14 protein-coding genes and 1 other RNA gene are annotated in these 15,452 nt (G+C 72.8%); 7 read left to right on the top strand and 8 right to left on the bottom strand.

Annotated features, from left to right (window positions below; genetic code table 11):
* Positions 1–141: 141 nt before the first annotated feature.
* From ACFWIA_RS16385 to ACFWIA_RS16375, 3 genes are all read right to left on the bottom strand, one after another.
* On the bottom strand, positions 142–1,149 hold the full coding sequence (locus ACFWIA_RS16385) for a ParB/RepB/Spo0J family partition protein (RefSeq protein WP_387004964.1): 1,008 nt from the start codon (positions 1,147–1,149) through the stop codon (positions 142–144).
* Positions 1,150–1,627: 478 nt separating this feature from the next.
* Entirely contained in the window at positions 1,628–2,056 is a 429-nt protein-coding gene (locus ACFWIA_RS16380) for a hypothetical protein (protein ID WP_387004961.1), read from the bottom strand.
* An 87-nt stretch (positions 2,057–2,143) separates the two neighbouring features.
* Entirely contained in the window at positions 2,144–3,274 is a 1,131-nt protein-coding gene (locus ACFWIA_RS16375) for a tetratricopeptide repeat protein (RefSeq protein ID WP_387004958.1), read from the bottom strand.
* 827 nt (positions 3,275–4,101) lie between these two features.
* Here ACFWIA_RS16375 and ACFWIA_RS16370 point away from each other — a divergent pair.
* The gene (locus ACFWIA_RS16370; RefSeq protein WP_387004955.1) at positions 4,102–4,863 is read left to right on the top strand and encodes a hypothetical protein; all 762 of its coding nucleotides are present in this window, start codon (positions 4,102–4,104) and stop codon (positions 4,861–4,863) included.
* A gap of 51 nt (positions 4,864–4,914) precedes the next feature.
* Here the strand turns inward: ACFWIA_RS16370 and rnpB are convergent.
* The 3 genes from rnpB to ACFWIA_RS16355 all read right to left on the bottom strand — a co-directional run bounded on the left by rnpB (position 4,915) and on the right by ACFWIA_RS16355 (position 6,495).
* An RNA gene (rnpB, locus tag ACFWIA_RS16365) (RNase P RNA component class A) lies at positions 4,915–5,321 on the bottom strand.
* A gap of 69 nt (positions 5,322–5,390) precedes the next feature.
* A complete protein-coding gene (locus tag ACFWIA_RS16360; RefSeq protein WP_387005005.1) occupies positions 5,391–5,972 on the bottom strand; it encodes a TetR/AcrR family transcriptional regulator in 582 nt (193 codons plus the stop codon).
* Between the two features lie 49 nt (positions 5,973–6,021).
* Complete coding sequence (locus tag ACFWIA_RS16355; protein ID WP_387004952.1) at positions 6,022–6,495, bottom strand: DUF4260 family protein; 474 nt, start codon at positions 6,493–6,495, stop codon at positions 6,022–6,024.
* Positions 6,496–6,642: 147 nt separating this feature from the next.
* On the opposite strand from ACFWIA_RS16355, the gene ACFWIA_RS16350 reads away from it, so the two are divergent.
* Together ACFWIA_RS16350 and ACFWIA_RS16345 are read left to right on the top strand one after the other, a co-directional pair.
* Entirely contained in the window at positions 6,643–7,431 is a 789-nt protein-coding gene (locus ACFWIA_RS16350; RefSeq protein WP_387004949.1) for a MerR family transcriptional regulator, read from the top strand.
* A 5-nt stretch (positions 7,432–7,436) separates the two neighbouring features.
* Positions 7,437–8,129: a hypothetical protein gene (locus ACFWIA_RS16345; protein WP_387004946.1), complete on the top strand. Its 693-nt coding sequence runs from the start codon at positions 7,437–7,439 to the stop codon at positions 8,127–8,129.
* 99 nt (positions 8,130–8,228) lie between these two features.
* On the opposite strand, the gene ACFWIA_RS16340 is transcribed toward ACFWIA_RS16345, so the two are convergent.
* Positions 8,229–9,632: an APC family permease gene (locus ACFWIA_RS16340; RefSeq protein ID WP_387004943.1), complete on the bottom strand. Its 1,404-nt coding sequence runs from the start codon at positions 9,630–9,632 to the stop codon at positions 8,229–8,231.
* A gap of 304 nt (positions 9,633–9,936) precedes the next feature.
* Between ACFWIA_RS16340 and ACFWIA_RS16335 the strand changes: the two genes are divergently transcribed.
* Genes ACFWIA_RS16335 through ACFWIA_RS16320 form a run of 4 tightly spaced genes read left to right on the top strand, consistent with a single transcriptional unit; the run spans position 9,937 to position 13,470 of the window.
* Positions 9,937–10,710, top strand: coding sequence for a polysaccharide deacetylase (locus tag ACFWIA_RS16335; RefSeq protein WP_387004940.1), 774 nt, complete (start codon positions 9,937–9,939; stop codon positions 10,708–10,710).
* A 32-nt stretch (positions 10,711–10,742) separates the two neighbouring features.
* Positions 10,743–11,522: an SDR family NAD(P)-dependent oxidoreductase gene (locus tag ACFWIA_RS16330; protein ID WP_387004937.1), complete on the top strand. Its 780-nt coding sequence runs from the start codon at positions 10,743–10,745 to the stop codon at positions 11,520–11,522.
* Positions 11,519–12,271, top strand: a complete 753-nt coding sequence (locus ACFWIA_RS16325) for an SDR family NAD(P)-dependent oxidoreductase (protein WP_387004934.1) — start codon at positions 11,519–11,521, stop codon at positions 12,269–12,271. The genes ACFWIA_RS16330 and ACFWIA_RS16325 overlap by 4 nt, the downstream gene beginning before the upstream one ends.
* Complete coding sequence (locus ACFWIA_RS16320; RefSeq protein WP_387004931.1) at positions 12,268–13,470, top strand: C45 family autoproteolytic acyltransferase/hydolase; 1,203 nt, start codon at positions 12,268–12,270, stop codon at positions 13,468–13,470. Before ACFWIA_RS16325 ends, ACFWIA_RS16320 begins: the two co-directional genes overlap by 4 nt.
* A gap of 83 nt (positions 13,471–13,553) precedes the next feature.
* On the opposite strand, the gene ACFWIA_RS16315 is transcribed toward ACFWIA_RS16320, so the two are convergent.
* Positions 13,554–15,287: an ABC transporter substrate-binding protein gene (locus tag ACFWIA_RS16315; RefSeq protein ID WP_387004928.1), complete on the bottom strand. Its 1,734-nt coding sequence runs from the start codon at positions 15,285–15,287 to the stop codon at positions 13,554–13,556.
* Positions 15,288–15,452 lie beyond the last annotated feature (165 nt).

The raw sequence follows: 15,452 nt of genomic DNA, 5'->3' as shown, positions 1-15,452 counted from the left end.
GGCCCCCCGCCGATCGGCGGGGGGCCGGGGCCTTTCCGGTGCGGACCGCTCCTCGCCCGACCTTCGTCCGAGTGTGCGGATTTCACGCTTGGACACCTAGGCCCCACCGGACGGCGGGGAGGTCGGGCGGTCCGGGGCGGGTCACCCCGTCTGCACGACGTCCTCCTGGACCCGTACCGCGAAGTCCGACCAGAGGTCGGCGAACTGTCGGGCGAGGTCGGCGACCAGGTCCCGGCAGTGCGGCGGGACGTTGTCGATGAGGGCGTCCCACTCCTCGTTCTGGAGGGCGTGCAGCGTGAACAGGCGCAACAGGTTCCGCCCGGTGTCGCTGAAGCGCAGTGCCGGATCGGCCTTCAGCCGCTTGACGAGTCCGGCCCGATCGGGATCGGGTGCCGCCCGGGGCCGGCCCGCTGACTGCACGGGCGCCAGGGGAACGAACTCCCCGCGCGGTTCCGGTACGGCACGCGGGGCGGTGACGCCGGACCTGCGCCCCCGTTGCCTGGGCAACAGGTCCTCCCCCTTGTTGAGGCGGCTGCGCACGTCCCGTGCCGTCTCCGGGGAGATCCCCGCCGCACGGGCCACCTGACGCAGGGACAGCCCCGGGTTCTCGGTGAGCAGACGGCCCGCCATGATGCGTCCCGCGCTGCCGTCCACCGGACGGAACCTGCCGTCCTGCCCGATGCGCTTGCCCGCCCGCTCCGGTTCCCGCAGGACCCTCCGCCGGATGTCCGCCACGGTGCCCGGCGAGATGCCGGTGACCATGGCGACCCTGCGGTCGGACCACTGGGCGTGCCAGGCGATGATGCGCTCCGCGGCGCGCTTGCGGTCGGCCAGGGTCAGGGGCAGACCGTGGGCGACGTTCAACTGGACGGCGAGTACGAACGCTTCTGCCTCGTCGCCGTCGAAGAACCGTGCCGCTATCGTGTGGCGGCCCCGGAGTCTGGCCGCGTGGAGTCGGTGTGCCCCGTCGATGACCCGCATGGTCGTCCGGTGCACGGTGATCGGTGGAAGCTCGGCCTCGGCGTCCGCCAAGGCGTGGATGTGTTCCGGTCTCTCGCCGTCGAGCCTGGGTGAGTCGGCTATGGTCAGGGACCCCAACTCCACCTGCACGACGGGCTGTTGATCGATTCCCGCTATCTCGGGCGCCACCCCAGCTCCTCAAGAACTCGTGGTCAGGCGTTCATCTCCTGATGAGCACCCCGGTGTGCTCTTCCACCGCTTCCGTCCTTAGCAAGGCAGACCCCCGTCCAGCGTCTGGTTCTCGATTCCCGTGTATGTCAAGGTCCTCGTCTCCCCCGTCGGCGTGTGGAGCAGAACATCCGGCATACCGAATATGCATGCAGCAGACCCCGCGAAATTAACATCGGCGTTTGCCAGCCGAAACCCCTGCATACCCCCTGTGGCCCACCCCTACGGCGGCCAGTTCTGGCAGTCCTTCGCTGTCCAGGTGTGACTTCACCACAAGGCTCTGGCCTGCAACTTCGTCCGCTCCGGACCGGACGCGCCGGGTGGACGCGACGGCGTAGCGACCCCGGCGCGCAAGCGGTTTCGCGCCATTGCTCGGAGGTGGGTGGGGGCCCGCCGGGGCGGTCGTCCGCACGGTGTGGCTGCCCGGGTCCGGCCCCGGTTACCTCCGGGGGCCGGCGGCCGACGGTCGGCTGGACGGCAGCGCGGGGTTCGACGCACCCGGTCCGCCCGTCCGCGGCAGGGTCCGCAGGGCCGTCGCGTGCGCGGACAGTCGGTGCACACCGGCGGGTGAGGCGGTGGAGCGCAGCCGGGCCGCCACGGACGACGGCATGCGGGCGCCGTGGGAAAGGTCGCCGACGAGCTGGGAGCGGAGCAGTCCGACCCGGGCCAGGTCCGCCCGCCGTTCTTCGGGCGAGAGCCCCTCGGGGCTGCGGCCGACGACGGCACGGACAGCGGTGGGTCGTGCGGGGACCGGGGCGGCGCCCTGGTCGGGCACTCGGTTCGGGTCGAGGCCCGCGGCACGCAAAGCGGCGGCCGTCGGGCGCCCGGCGCGCCAACTCAGCCTTCCGTTGAGCGGGTTGACGGTCACCTCGACCGGGGAGGCGGTACACGTCGACGGTGGAGCTCAGCCGCCGTCCGGCGGCGGGTCGGACCGAGACCACGGTCCCCGGGCAGGTCACTGGCCTGGGGCATGGGAGCGTCCCGTGGTCTCGTGTCGGTCGGCGGACGCGCCGGCGCGCTGGAAGAGCCGGTCCATCCGGGCCCGGACCGCGTCGAGTTGCGCGGTGTCGGCGGCGGCCGGACCGCCCTCGGCTGCCAGGTCCGACCAGAAGGCGATCAGTTCATGGCCCAGCGCCAGCCCTTGCGCGGGGTCCCGCAGGCCCCGCCAGGCGGCTGCGGCGCTCTGCACGCTCGCGAAGGCACGGTCGTCGTCACGGCGTCGACGGGCCCGGGCGAGCGCCATGGACAGCGCGAAGGAGCGCGGCAGATCACCCGCCAGGTACGCGATGTACGCGGCGAGGTCCCGTAGCTGGAGCACCTCCGGGTGGTCCGCGCCCAGGGCCTGGGACGCCGTGGCGATGCTCTGCTCCGCCATCGCCGCGGCGGACTCGATCCGCCCCATGCTCATCGCCTCGTTGATGCGTCGGACGGGCTCCGCGAGCAGGGAGGGAACGGTGGCTCCCGCGGGTACCGGCTCGGGCGGGGGCGCCGCGGAGTGCGCGGGCGGAACGGCCGGGGCGGGTTCCGGTACGGGGGCGGGTTCCGGTACGGGCGCGGCGGCCGGCACGGGCGCGGCGGCCGGCACGGAGGCGGGTTCCGTGGCCGACGGTGGGGGCGCCGGGTCCGGTGCCGTCCGCTGCCCCTTCGTCACCGCGTCCTGCGGCGCCGCCGCGGTGGCGGGCGGGGGCACGTGCGGCACCGTATCCGGAGCGGCGGCGGTGACGAGGGGCGCGCCGGGGTCGGGGGGCGCGCCCACCGCGTTCCCCGGCAGCGGGACGGGCTGCCCGGCGAAGGCGCTCGCCCCGTCCGTACCGACCTGGATGGGCGTGCTGAAGCCGATCCGTTGGTCGTGGACCACGGCCGTGACCGGGTGGCCGGTGGCGAGCACCAGACGGTGGAGGTAGTTCAGCACCGCGTCCTGGGGACTCTCACCGGGTGCGGCGGGGACCGGGAACTCGTCCACCAGGGCGGTCCCGTCAGCGGAGACGTGCACCTCGATGGGTCGCAGCCCGGGCGCGGAGGAACCCTCCCCGACGGGCGGCGGACTTGGCTGTCGCTTGCGTCCGCCGCGACTGAATCTGGACATCGGTTCCCTCACTGGGCGGAAGTGCCGGCGGAGATGGGAGCGGGCACCTACTTGGCGTCGCTGCTCGGTGGCGGCGCAGTCGCGGCTTCGACGACCGCCACGTCGTCCACCCCCCGCTGCTTGCCACTGGCCGAACGTACCAGCTTGACACAAACGTTGAGTCGTGGAGCCGACATACGGCACCTGGGTGGTTTCGTTTGGATCCGCGCTGGTGATCCCGAGTGCTCGCAGGCGACGGGGGGCTGACGGCCGCGGCCGTTCGAGGCGTACGACGCGACCGTGGACGCCTCGCGGAAAGAATCGGTTGGTGAGCTGTGTGGGCGCCCTTCGAGCGTCCCGCAGGAACAGCAGCCCGCCTCGGGAAGACGCGTGGAGTACGTGATCGTCGAGCTGCGTGGCCCTGGCCCGCGGTCAGGCCGCCGATGACCCCTTGCGGACGGGCAAGACCGTTGGAGCTGGGCATCGGTGTCGTAGAGCTGCCCGGACGCCGTTGCACGTTGCATCCGGAGCGGACGTCGGAGAGACGTGGCCGGCGGCATCACCGTGAGGTGATCGACGCGACCGCGAGCCCGTAAGAAGGAACCGTGGGAGGCGACCCGGCGGACCGCGCCACCGGCCGGTCCCGCGGAGGACCGACCGCGAGGATCCGCCTGGCCTCCGACGCCCGCTGCCGGCCGTCGCCGTCTCCCCGAGCGACGTCGGCCGGGCGCGCTCGCCGGCAACCTGCCGAGTCGTCAACGCACTGTCGATAGGGTCACAACCGCTGCGTCCGGCACCGTTCGGCCGACTCGGCTCCGTGCACGACCAACAGATAGGGGACCCTCGGCATGGCGACCTCCCGTCGATTCCACCTGAGCAGCGCCCGGCCGGAACCGTCGACTCGACGGCGACGGGCCTGGATACCGGCGGCCGGGATGCTGCTGACGCTGGCCGCCCTCGGCGGCTGCGGCTCGCCGGACCGCAATGACGGCGCGTCCCCGAAAGCCCCGGCCCTTTCCTCCCCGGGGTCGAGCACGGCCAAGGGCTCCGGGACCGACGGCGGCCGGCCCACCGGTTGCCGCACCGACGACAGTGACCAACGGAAGCCGACGGCGCCCCCGAAGGACCTGTACTGGAAGGCCAACGGCACCCACCTCGTGCCGCTGTCCAAGACCGCCGGCCCCCTCAAGTTCGACGGACGCGTCTGGTACTGCTTCGCCCGCACCCCGATGGGCGCCGTGCTCGCCGCTCACTCCATCGCGGACAAGTTCGGCGCCGCAGGGTGGCGCGAGGTCGCGGAACGGCAGGTCCTTCCCGGACCGGGACGTGACGCGTTCATCACCGATCGTGCGAAGGAGGAGGACGACACCGGCTCGGAACAACCGAGCGGGGTGGTCTACGCGGGCTTCACCGTCCTCTCCTACGACCAGAAGCAGGCAACGGTCATGGTCCTGGCGGGCGTGCCCGAGAACGAGCGGTACGCCTCCCTCTCGGTGAACCTGCGCTGGCACGAGGGAGACTGGAAGGTGGTCCCCGACCCTGACGGCACGCTGTACGGCGGCGGTTCACGCACCGACGGCACCGACGGTTTCGTCACCTGGGGGACGTGACTCCGCTCCGGGGACACCGGCTCCCCCGAACCGTTCACAAGCCCCAAGGGGCAGACGAGTCGGGCTGTACGCCGGGTTCTGTTCCCCGGGGCCTCGCGGCCATCGGGGCGACGGCCATCCATCTAGGACCGGCGTTGCCGCCGGCCTCGTGCGGTCTACCCGCGGACTCGGGCGGGCAGCCCTCGAACGTCCGCGCAGGAGCACCGGAGTGCTCCCTCTTGACCTTGCTCCGGGTGGGGTTTACCTAGCTGCCCAGGTCACCCTGGGCACTGGTGGTCTCTTACACCACCGTTTCACCCTTACCTGGTCCCGTACGGATACGGTCCCCGGCGGTCTGTTTTCTGTGGCACTGTCCCGCGGGTCACCCCGGGTGGCCGTTAGCCATCACCCTGCCCTGTGGAGCCCGGACGTTCCTCGGGAGCATCTCGCGATGCCCACGCGGCCGTCCGCCCGGCTCGTCTGCCGTACGCACATGGTACCCGGGCCGGGCACCCGCGGCGCCGAGCCGACCGGGCGCCCACGGCAGGTCAGCGTTCCAGGGTGCGTACGCCCGCCCGCCAGGCCGCCGCGAGGTCGGCGTCGTCCGGGAACCGGCCGTGGATCTCCAGGCTCACCATGCCGTGCGCGAAGGCCCACACGGCGCGGGCCCGGTCCACGTCGAAGTCGCAGGCCCGCATCAGAGGCATGGCCGCCCGGGCCTCCAGCCCCTCGGGCAGGGCGTGGCGGGGCAGCGGGCGTTCGGTGGCGAGGAGGTAGACGTGGGGGTGCGCGAGGGCGTCGGCCCGGTACGCCCGGGCGAGGGCGGCGAGGAGCGTGCCGGGCTCGTCGGCAGCGGCTCCGGTCGGCCCCGACCCGAACGGCGCGGATGACGCGGACCGCGCGAAGCGCTCCTCGGCGGCCTCCAGCGCCTCGGCCGTCTCCAGCAGTCCGAGGGCGATCACCTCGGCCTCGACGGCCGCCTTGTCCGGGAAGTGCTTGTACAGCGAGGGCGCTTTGATGCCGAGGTGGTCGGCGAGCGCCCGCATGGTGAGGGCTGCGGGGCCCGACTCCTCCACCAGGGCGCGTGCGGCCAGGACGATCTCCCGCCCCCGGGGGGTGAGGCGGGACAGCGGGTCCCGTGCGCCCGGGGGGAGCTCCGCCGTCGCGCCCGTGTGCCGTTCAGCCACGCTGGAAACCGTCCTTCGTCCGCAGTCCGTACCCGAAGGCGCGATCGTACGAGATGTGGGCGAGCCAGCCGCACAGGCCTGCGAAGAGGGGGGCCCACTCCTTGGGGGCGGCGAACGTGTAGAGGACCGCGAGGCCGAGCGGGATCATCGCCCGGTGCGCGAGGTTGTAGTACGGGACGGCGCGGGGCGGCAGTTGGCCCCGGACGAGGCCGCTGTGTTCGCGGATGCCGACCAGCAGGGCCAGGTCGGGCGCGACGGCGAAGAGCAGGGCCGTGCCGCCGGCGAGCCAGCCGTGGTTGACGCCCTCCAGCACGGCGAACGCGGTCCAGAAGAGGGCGGCGGCGAACCAGGCGGCCCGGAGCGCGGGGCCGGGCACGGCCCGGGTGCGCCCACCGGGCACCGGTGCCGGCGTCTCACCGGGCGCGGTGCGGGTGCTCCAGCTGGGTTCGGTGGCGGTGGTCGTCACGAGGGCTCCTCGAAGGTGTGGGGGTGTCGCGCCCGAAGGTCACCGACAACCGAAGCTAACGCCGTTAGCCACACCTTAGGGCTAACGACGTTAGCCGTCAATCGGCAGGCTTGACCCTGCCGCAGCGTCAACGTTTCTACTGGGGGCATGCGAATCGGAGAGATCGCCTCTGTCGTCGGCGTCACCACCCGCGCCATCCGCCACTACCACCACCTGGGGCTACTGCCGGAACCCGAGCGGCGGGCCAACGGCTACCGCGACTACGCACTGCGGCACGCGGTCACGCTGGTCCGGATCCGCCGCCTGACCGAGCTGGGCCTCGGGCTCCCCGAGGTGCGCGACGTCATCGCGGACGACGCGGGCCGGGAACTGGCCGAGGTGCTGACCGAACTGGACGAGGACCTGGCCGGGCAGGAAGTGGCGCTGCGCGAGCAACGACGGCGCGTGGGCGCCCTGCTGACCGAGGCCAGAGCGGGACGGGTGTCGGCGGACGGCCCGGTGTCCCCCCAACTCACCGGACTGCTCGGCGAGTTGGCGGCGTCGCGACCGGACGCCCCGGCATCCCCGATGGCGGCGAAGGACCGGGAACTGCTGATCCTGCTGGACTCCGCCACCTCGGACGACGACCGGGCCCAGCTGGTCTCCGCGCTCGGCGAGATGGTGCAGGAACCGGGGGCGGTGGACCGGGCCCACGAGGTGTACGCCCTGCTGGACGACCTGGCGGAGGCGAAGGCCACCGACCCCCGGGTGGACGAGGCGGCCCGGGCCCTGGCGGCGCTCCTGCCCCCGTCGCTCGCGGAGCACATGACGGATGCGGCGCCGACCGCGGGCGACGGGGCCTCGCCGGGCCTGTTGGACTCGGTCCTCGCGGAGTTCGCCCCCGCCCAGGCGGCAGCGGTGCACCGCGCCATCGCCCTCTTCCTCGCGGACCAGTGAGCGACGTGAGCGACGTGAGCGACGTGGACGCGAACGGGACGGCGCCCGGGACCGAGAAGGAGGACGAGCCGAAGGGCGCACGGGAAGCGGGGAGGAAGCGGGCACCGCGGGCGCCCGGCACCCTCCGCCGGATCGTGCGGCACGAGGGGCGCGTCCTGCACGCCCACGTCCTGTGGGTGACCCGACGGCACAACGGGGTCGGGGCGGGGCACCGGGCCTTCGGCTACGCGAAGGGTCAGGCCGCGATGGTCTACGGCGTGACCTTCGCCTGCCTGGTCGAGACGGTGGGCATCTCCTATCTGCTACGTGAACTGCCGGTCCTCCACGGGGTGATGCTGGTGCTCGACGTGTACACGCTCCTGATGGTCCTGGGGCTCCAGTCGGCGGCCGTCACCCGCCCGCACGTGCTCTCGGCCACCGAACTCCGGGTGCGCCGGGGCGCCGCGGTGGACCTGCGGATTCCGTTCGCGGAGATCACCGCGGTACGTCGAGGGCTGCGCACCTCCCCCGAGCGACCACCGGGCGAACTGATCCTGGACATCGGGGCGTTGACCAACGTCACCCTGGAGCTGGCGACCCCGCTGACCCACACCACGCTGCTCGGCCGCACGGAGTCCTTCTCGGTCCTCCACCTGTACGCGGAGGACCCGGACGCCCTGGTCGACGAGGTGCGCGCCGCAGTGGCCGCCACCGGCTGAGCCCCGCAGGACGCGCAGACACGCCAGCGCCCCGCCCGGGTCCCACGGAGAGGTGGGGGGCGCCCGGGGCGGGGCGGGGTCGCGGGGCGGCCGGTTCGGTCAGCTCACGGGGTTCGCCGTGGTCTCGCGGGGCGCTCCGGGGACGCCCGGGGTGACGTCCTCGTCCTCCATGCCCATGTGCAGCTCCGGCGGACGGCGGGTGAAGAACCGGGTGGTGATCGCGAGCAGCACCACGCCGACCGCCATCCAGACCAGGCCGACGACGAAGGTCTCGCCGGTCAGGCTGGTCCACAGCCACACCGTGCTGGCGAAGCCGAGGCCCGGCAGCAGGCCGTTGATCAGGAGCGAGCGGGGGGTCAGCGAACGCTTGGGGCCGGTCAGGTAGTGCTTGATCACGCTGAGGTTGACCATCGAGAACGCGGCCAGCGCACCGAAGTTGATCATCACGACGGCCTGGTCCAGGGTGAGGAGCACCGAGAGCAGGGCGACCGTCGAAACGGCGATCAGCGCACCGACCGGGGTGCCGAAGCGGGGGTTCAACCGGCCGAAGACCCGCTGGGGCAGCAGTCCGTCGCGGCCCATCGAGAAGATGATCCGCGAGACGCTCGCCTGGGAGACCATCGCCGAACCGATGCAGCCCATCACGTAGACGACGGTGAACGCCGTGCTCATCGCGCTGCCGCCGACGGTGCGCATCAGCTCCGCGCCCGCCGAGTCGGGGTCGGTGAAGTTGTTGTCGGGGCGGACCAGGGCGCCGACCCAGGCGACCAGGATGAACAGGCCGCCGCCGATCGCGGTGGTGAGGATGATGCCGAGCGGAACGGTCCGGCGCGGGTTGTGGGCCTCCTCCGCGAGGGTGGACACCGCGTCGAAGCCGAGGAAGCTGAGCGCGAGGATCGCGGCGCCGCCCGCCAGCAGCGACCACTGGTCGGAGGCGGGGACGAAGGAGTCGAAGAGTTCACCGGCCGGGACGTTGGACTTGGCGCCGGCCAGGGCGACGAAGAGGGCCAGCAGCACGGCCGTGGCACCCATGATGATCGCGGTGATCTTGCTGACGAACTTCACCCCGATGACGTTGAACGCCAGCACCAGCAGCAGCGCCAGGACGCTCCACACGCCCTGCGGGACGCCGGGGAACTGGGCGTGCAGGTAGATGCCCGCGAGCAGGAACGACACCATCGGCAGGAACAGGTAGTCCAGCATCAGGGTCCAGCCGGTCAGAAACCCGACGTGACCGCCGAAGACCTTTTGCGAGTACTTGTAAGCGGAACCCGCTGCCGGGAAACTCCGCACCATTCGCCCGTAACTGTGTGCGGTCAACAGCATCACCGCGAGCGCCAGTACGTAGGCGGCCGGAAGGTGTCCGCCGGTTTCCGCGCCCACGATTCCGTACGTGGTGAACACGGCCACCGGGGACATGTAAGTCAGACCGAACAGAACGATCGCGGGCAGCCTCAGGACTCTCGTCAGCTGGGGTGCTTTCTCCGTCGTGGTACTGGACACCGGCTTGATTCCTCTCCGCGCCCGTCGGTTCAACGGGGTTCCATCGATTCCCGAAGGGTGGCAAACCGCGGCGGTGACCGACATACGCAACTGTACGTATGGCGCCGCCGGGTCCCGGTGCGTGGCTCCCGGGGCGCTCTGCCGTCGGCACGGCTCGTACGTAATCTTACGGAGTTCGCCTCGCGACCTGGGCCGATACCGTGTTCCTCAATCCCGCGACACGTTCCCGCGAGGGGACCCTGCGGTGCGATCCCGCGAGCGATGAGAGGACCCCTACATGTGGCCTGTGGGCTGTAGAGCGGCCATGGCGGTGACCGTCGACTTCGACGCCGATGAATTGTGGCTCGCCGAGGACCCCGCGAACGCCGCCCGCCCCGGAGTTCTCTCCCAGGCGCGGTACGGCGCCCGGACCGCAGTGCCGGAACTCCTCCAGATTTTCGCCCGGCTCGATATTCCGGCGACGTTCTTCGTATGCGGTGGGGACGCCGTGCGCTATCCCGACGTACTGGAATCCGTCGTCGCGCACGGACACGAGATCGGTCACCACGGATACACCCACCGTTCCCCGCACCTCATGGCCCGGGAAGAAGAGGAAACGGAACTCGTCCGCGGTTTGGAAGCACTGCGGCCCCTCGCCGGTGAGATCCACGGTTACCGGTCGCCGTCCTGGGACATCAGCGGGAACACGCTGGAACTGCTGGGCGCGCACGGTTTCTCGTACGCGTCGAACATGATGGACGCCGTCCGGCCCTACACGCACCCCGTTCACGGGCTGGTGGAGGTGCCCGTGCACTGGTCGTTGGACGACGCGCCGCACTTCTGGTTCGACGCGACGAGTTGGAACAAGACGATGCGGTCGGCCCGGGAGGTCGCCGAGGTGTGGGAGGAGGAGACCTCCGCGATCCACGCCGGTGGGGGCCTGGTCACGCTGACCGTGCACCCGCAGATCATCGGACGGCCCGGGCGGCTGCGGATGCTGGAGGCGTTCCTGGCCCGGCTGCGTGCGGACGACGGGATCTGGTTCGCGCGCGGCGAGGAGATCGCCGCCGCCGTGCGGGCCGCCGAGGTGGCGGCGTGACCGGGGCCGTGGCTGGGGCTGGGGCTGGGGCCGTGGCTGGGGCCGACCGGCGGCGTACCGTCCTGGTCACGGGGGCGGCGCGGGGCATCGGGCTGGCCGTGGCGCAGCGGCTTTTGGTCGGCGGCTGGAACGTGCTGCTGGCCGATGTGGACCCCGAGGTCGAAGGGGTGGCCCGGCGGCTGGACCCGGCGGGGCGGCAGGCGGTCGGGGTCGTCGTGGACGTGGCCCAGGAGGCGGGCGCCGAGCGGATGGCGGCCCGGGCCGTCGAGGTGTTCGGTGCGGTGGACGCGCTCGTCGCCAATGCGGCTGTGGGCGGTCCCGACACCCCGCTGTTGGAGACCTCCGACGAGGCCGTGCGCCGGGTGTTCGAGATCAACTTCTTCGGGGTGCTGCGCTGTGCGCGGGCCGTCGCGCCGCTGCTGGGGCGAGGCGCGGAGCGGGGCCGGATCGTGGTGCTCGGTTCCCTGTTCGCCCAGGTGCCGACGCCGGGCGCGGGCGCCTACAGCGCGTCGAAGGCGGCCGTGCAGTCGCTGATGGCGACCCTGTCGGTGGAGTTGGCGCCGGTGGCCACGGTCAACTCCGTGGCGCCCGGTTACATCATGACCGAGATGCACCGCGAGGAGCTGGCCGCCCGGGCCCGTCGCAGTGGTCGCACCCCCGACCAGGAGCGGCAGCGGGTGGCCGCCGAGGTGCCCCTGGAACGGCACGGCACGGGCGACGACGTCGCGGACGCCGTGCACTTCCTGCTGTCCGGGGCCCACTACGTGACCGGCCAGACCATCAACGTCAACGGAGGAGTGCTCACCTCATGAGCGTCACACCCACCGATCCGGGCGCCCGGGCGCCCCGCCGGCTGCTCGTCACCGGCGCCGGTTCCGGCATCGGCCGGGCCACCGCCGAGCTGGCGCGGGGCCTCGGCTGGTCCGTCGTCGGACTGGACCTGCGGCCCGCCGAGGACGCCCCGTACCCCGTGCTCGCCTGTGACGTGAGTGACGAGCGGTCCGTGCAGGCGGCGTTCGACGGTGCGGCCCGGCTCTGGGAGGGCCGGGCCCCCGACGCGGTGGTGCACTGCGCGGGCGTCTACCGCTTCCGCGCCGCCACCTCGACGGGCGCCGCCGACTGGGACTCCGTGGTCGGGTTGAACGCCCGCGGTTCGATGCTGGTGGCCGCGGCGGCGGCCCGGCAGATGATCGCCGGGGGCGCCGGGGGCAGCATCACCCTGCTGTCCTCGATCGCGGCGGTCCGCGGTGACGCGGGCGAACCGAGCGCGGCGTACAGCGCCAGCAAGGGCGCGGTGGAGGCCCTGACCCGGCAGCTCGCCGTGGAGTGGGGGCCGGACGGCATCCGCTGCAACGCCGTGGCGCCGGGGGTGATCGACACCCCGATGACGACGGTGTCCGGTAACCCGGAGGCGTTCGCGCAGGTCCTCCAGCGGATTCCGGCCCGGCGGCTCGGTTCGGCCGAGGAGGTCGCGCGGGTCTGCGTGTTCCTCGCGTCCGAGGAGTCCTCGTACGTCAGCGGCGTCGTGGTGGCCGTCGACGGCGGGCAGGGCGCGGCATGAGCGGCGGGACGCGGGCCGCGCACGTCGCGTACCCGCCGGCGCTGGTGGTCCGGACCGAGGGCGGGCCGCTGGAGCGGGGCCGCCGGTACGGGGCCGCGGCGAAGGAACGGGTGCAGGCGAGCCTGACCGCGTACGAGGAGGTGTACGCGAAGTTCGCCGGGCTGACCTGGTCCGGGGCGAGGGCGCTCGCGGAGTCGTTCCTGCCGGCGCTGGAGCGCTTCGAGGCGGTGCACCTGGCGGCGGACGGGCCGCGCGCCGGGGCCGGTTACCTCGCGGAGATGCGGGGCGTCGCCGAGGGCGCGGGGGTGTCCTTCGAGGACGTGCTCGCGCTGAACCTGCGGACCGAGATCCTGTTCTCCGGGAAGGCCCGGAAGATCGCGGCGGCCCGGGCCGGGGGTGCGGGGCGTCCGCCCGCCGAGTGCACGTCCTTCTGCGATCTGCGGGGTGCGGAGCCGATCGTGGGGCAGAACTGGGACTGGATACCGTTCTCGCACGACACGGTCGTGGTGCTGGAGTCCGTGCCGGACCGCGGGCCGCGGTGGGTGTCGGTGGTCGAGGCGGGGCTGCTCGCGAAGTTCGGGATGAACGCGGCGGGGGTCACCGTCCTGACCAACGCCCTGGTCACCTCGCGGGACGTCGGTGCGGTGGGGGTGCCGTACCACCTGATGCTGCGGGCGCTGCTGGACTCCCCGTCGGTCGAGGAGGGCTTGGCGCTGCTGGACCGGGTCGAGCGGTCGTCCTCCGCGAACTACCTGCTGGTGGGGGGCGGTCGGGCCGTGGACGCGGAGACCCGTCCGGGTGGGCGGGCGGAGGTCCACCGGACGCCCGTGGAGCGCGGGCAGTACTTGGTGCACGCGAACCACTTCCACGGCGGCGACGGGGAGTTCGGGTCGGTCGCGGAGGACCTAGGTCCCCGGGTGATGCCGGATTCGCCGTTCCGGCGGGCCCGCGGCGAGCAGACGGCCGAGTTGATGCCCGAGCCGTCGGTGGCCGGCTGGCACGAGGTGCTGAGCGACCACGAGAACTTCCCCGACTCCCTGTGCTGCCACCCCGACGCGGCCGAGCACGTCCTGGAGCAGGGGTCGACCGTCGCCAGTGCGATCTTCCTGCCGGAGCGGCAGGAGATGCACCTGGCGTTGGGGCATCCGTGCACGGTGCCCCGGGTCGCGTACGCGTACGCGGAGTTCTTCGCGGAGTGACGCGGCGGCCGGGAGCGCGGGCAGGGCCGTCAGGCGGGAAGCGGTCGTCAGGCGGGAAGCGCTCGTCAGGCGGGAAGCGCTCGTCAAGCCGGGAGCGGAAGGAGTTCCTGGCCGGCGGTGGAGAGGCGGTACGTACGGATCGGCTGGGAGAGGCTGGCGTCCCCGGAGTCGTACGGGTAGCCGGAGACCGCCTGCCCGGGCGAGGCGAACAGGTACGTGCCGTTGACCCCGCGGTACGCCGAGTCCCGGAGGTAGGCGCCGACCGCCTCGGGGCGCAGGGAGCCCGTGATCGAGAACGCGGCGTGCACCATCCGCACCTGGTCGTACGCCGCGCTGGCCTGGCTGCGGCCGGGCGGGACGCCGAAGGCGCGGGCGTAGCGCTCGCTGAAGCGCAGCCCGAGGGGGTCGTCGGGGCGGCCGGTGACGGTGGACCAGATGACCTGTCCCCCGCGGTGCTCGATGCGGCGGGCGAAGCCCGGCACCGACGGGGTGTAGATGTGGTAGGTGAGCTGGTGGGGCCGGTGCCGGGTGATCGCGTTCTGGAGCGCCGCGGCGGTCTCCACGCTCAGGTGGGAGACGACGACCAGGTCGGGCCGGTCGTGGACGACCTCCTTGACCAGGTCGTCCACGTGCTCGACGGTGAGCCCGACCCGGTGCGTGGAGGTGACGCTCCAGCCCGCCTCGCGCACCCGTGCGGTGAAGGTGTCGTCGGTGATCGCGCAGCCGTAGCCGTCGAGTTCCACGATGGCGACCCGGGGCGGTGCGCCGTCCTCGACCCGGTGGCCGCGTAGGTAGCCGAGGAGGGCGGACTGGTACGCGGTCTCCGAGGGGCAGGTCTGGAAGACGTGTCCGAGGCGGCGGGGGTCGGCGCGGACCGCGTCGACGCTGCGGGTCCAGGTGTTGGTGTGCAGGAAGGTCCGCCCGAAGTCGGCGGCGAACCCGAAGACGGCGGGGCTCAGGGCGCTGGCGTAGCTGCTGGTGACGGCGTCGACGTCGGCCTCGGTGAGTTCGGCGAGGGCGTCTTCCACCGAGGCGGGGTCGAAGGGGTCGATGTGCACGGTCAGGTGCTCGACGGAGCGTCCGTGGTCGTGGCGCAGTGCGTTGATGTCCCGGACGGCGAGGGCGGCGCCGCGCGCGGACTCCCGTCCGTCGGCGGCGAACGCCCCGGCGACGACGATCGTGCCGATGCGCACGGTGGGCCGTCCGGCGCGGCCGGTGGCGGGGTGGTGACGGCGGCTGCGGCGGGCGACCGGGAGGCCGACGACGGTCGCGGCGTGGCGTTCGATGTCGAGGACGCGGATGCCGGAGCGGTGCTCGACCCCGCCGGGGATGGGCAGCCGGATGAGGTCGCGGTCCACGGCGAGGGCGCTGAGTCCGGCGCGGGAGTCCTGGCCGAGCTTCTTCAGGAGGCGTTCGACCTGGGTGGTGACGGTGCGGATGCTGGTGCCGAGGCGGCTGGACGTCTCCCGGTTGGAGAGTCCGAGGGCGACCAGCGAGATGATGTCGACCTCGCGGGCGGTGAGCCCGGAGGGCGGCCCGGTCAGCGGGGTGGTCCGCAGGGTGACGACGGGCTCCTCCTGGGGCGCGGTGCTCAGTTCCAGGTGGCACAGGGCCCAGTCGCCGTCCTCGCACCACAGGAAGCGGGCGTCGGTGAGTTCCGCCCGGTGGAATCCGGCCACCCGGCGCAGCAGGGCCGGGCTGACCCCCTCGGCGGCGGCGCGCAGCGGCTGGTCCGGGGCGGTGGGGGCGGGGAAGGTGACGTCCCAGGTGAGTGTTGTCCGAGCCGGGACGGGCACCGGGGGCTGTGGCGACGACACGGTCTGTTCCTCCCTTTCGCCGGGACGGTCCGCGCCCACGCCGACCGTGCGACAAAACCCCCGCGTACGCACCCTAAACGGTCGGCCGCGCCCCGGGCCAGGGACGTTGGTCTCTGACCGCGGGCCGCGGCCGGGCGGGGGGCCGCGGAGCGCTTAGGCTGGGCG

This window comes from Streptomyces sp. NPDC127068 (assembly GCF_042724695.1).
GTDB lineage: Bacteria > Actinomycetota > Actinomycetes > Streptomycetales > Streptomycetaceae > Streptomyces.
This window is presented reverse-complemented; position numbering and strand designations above follow the sequence as displayed.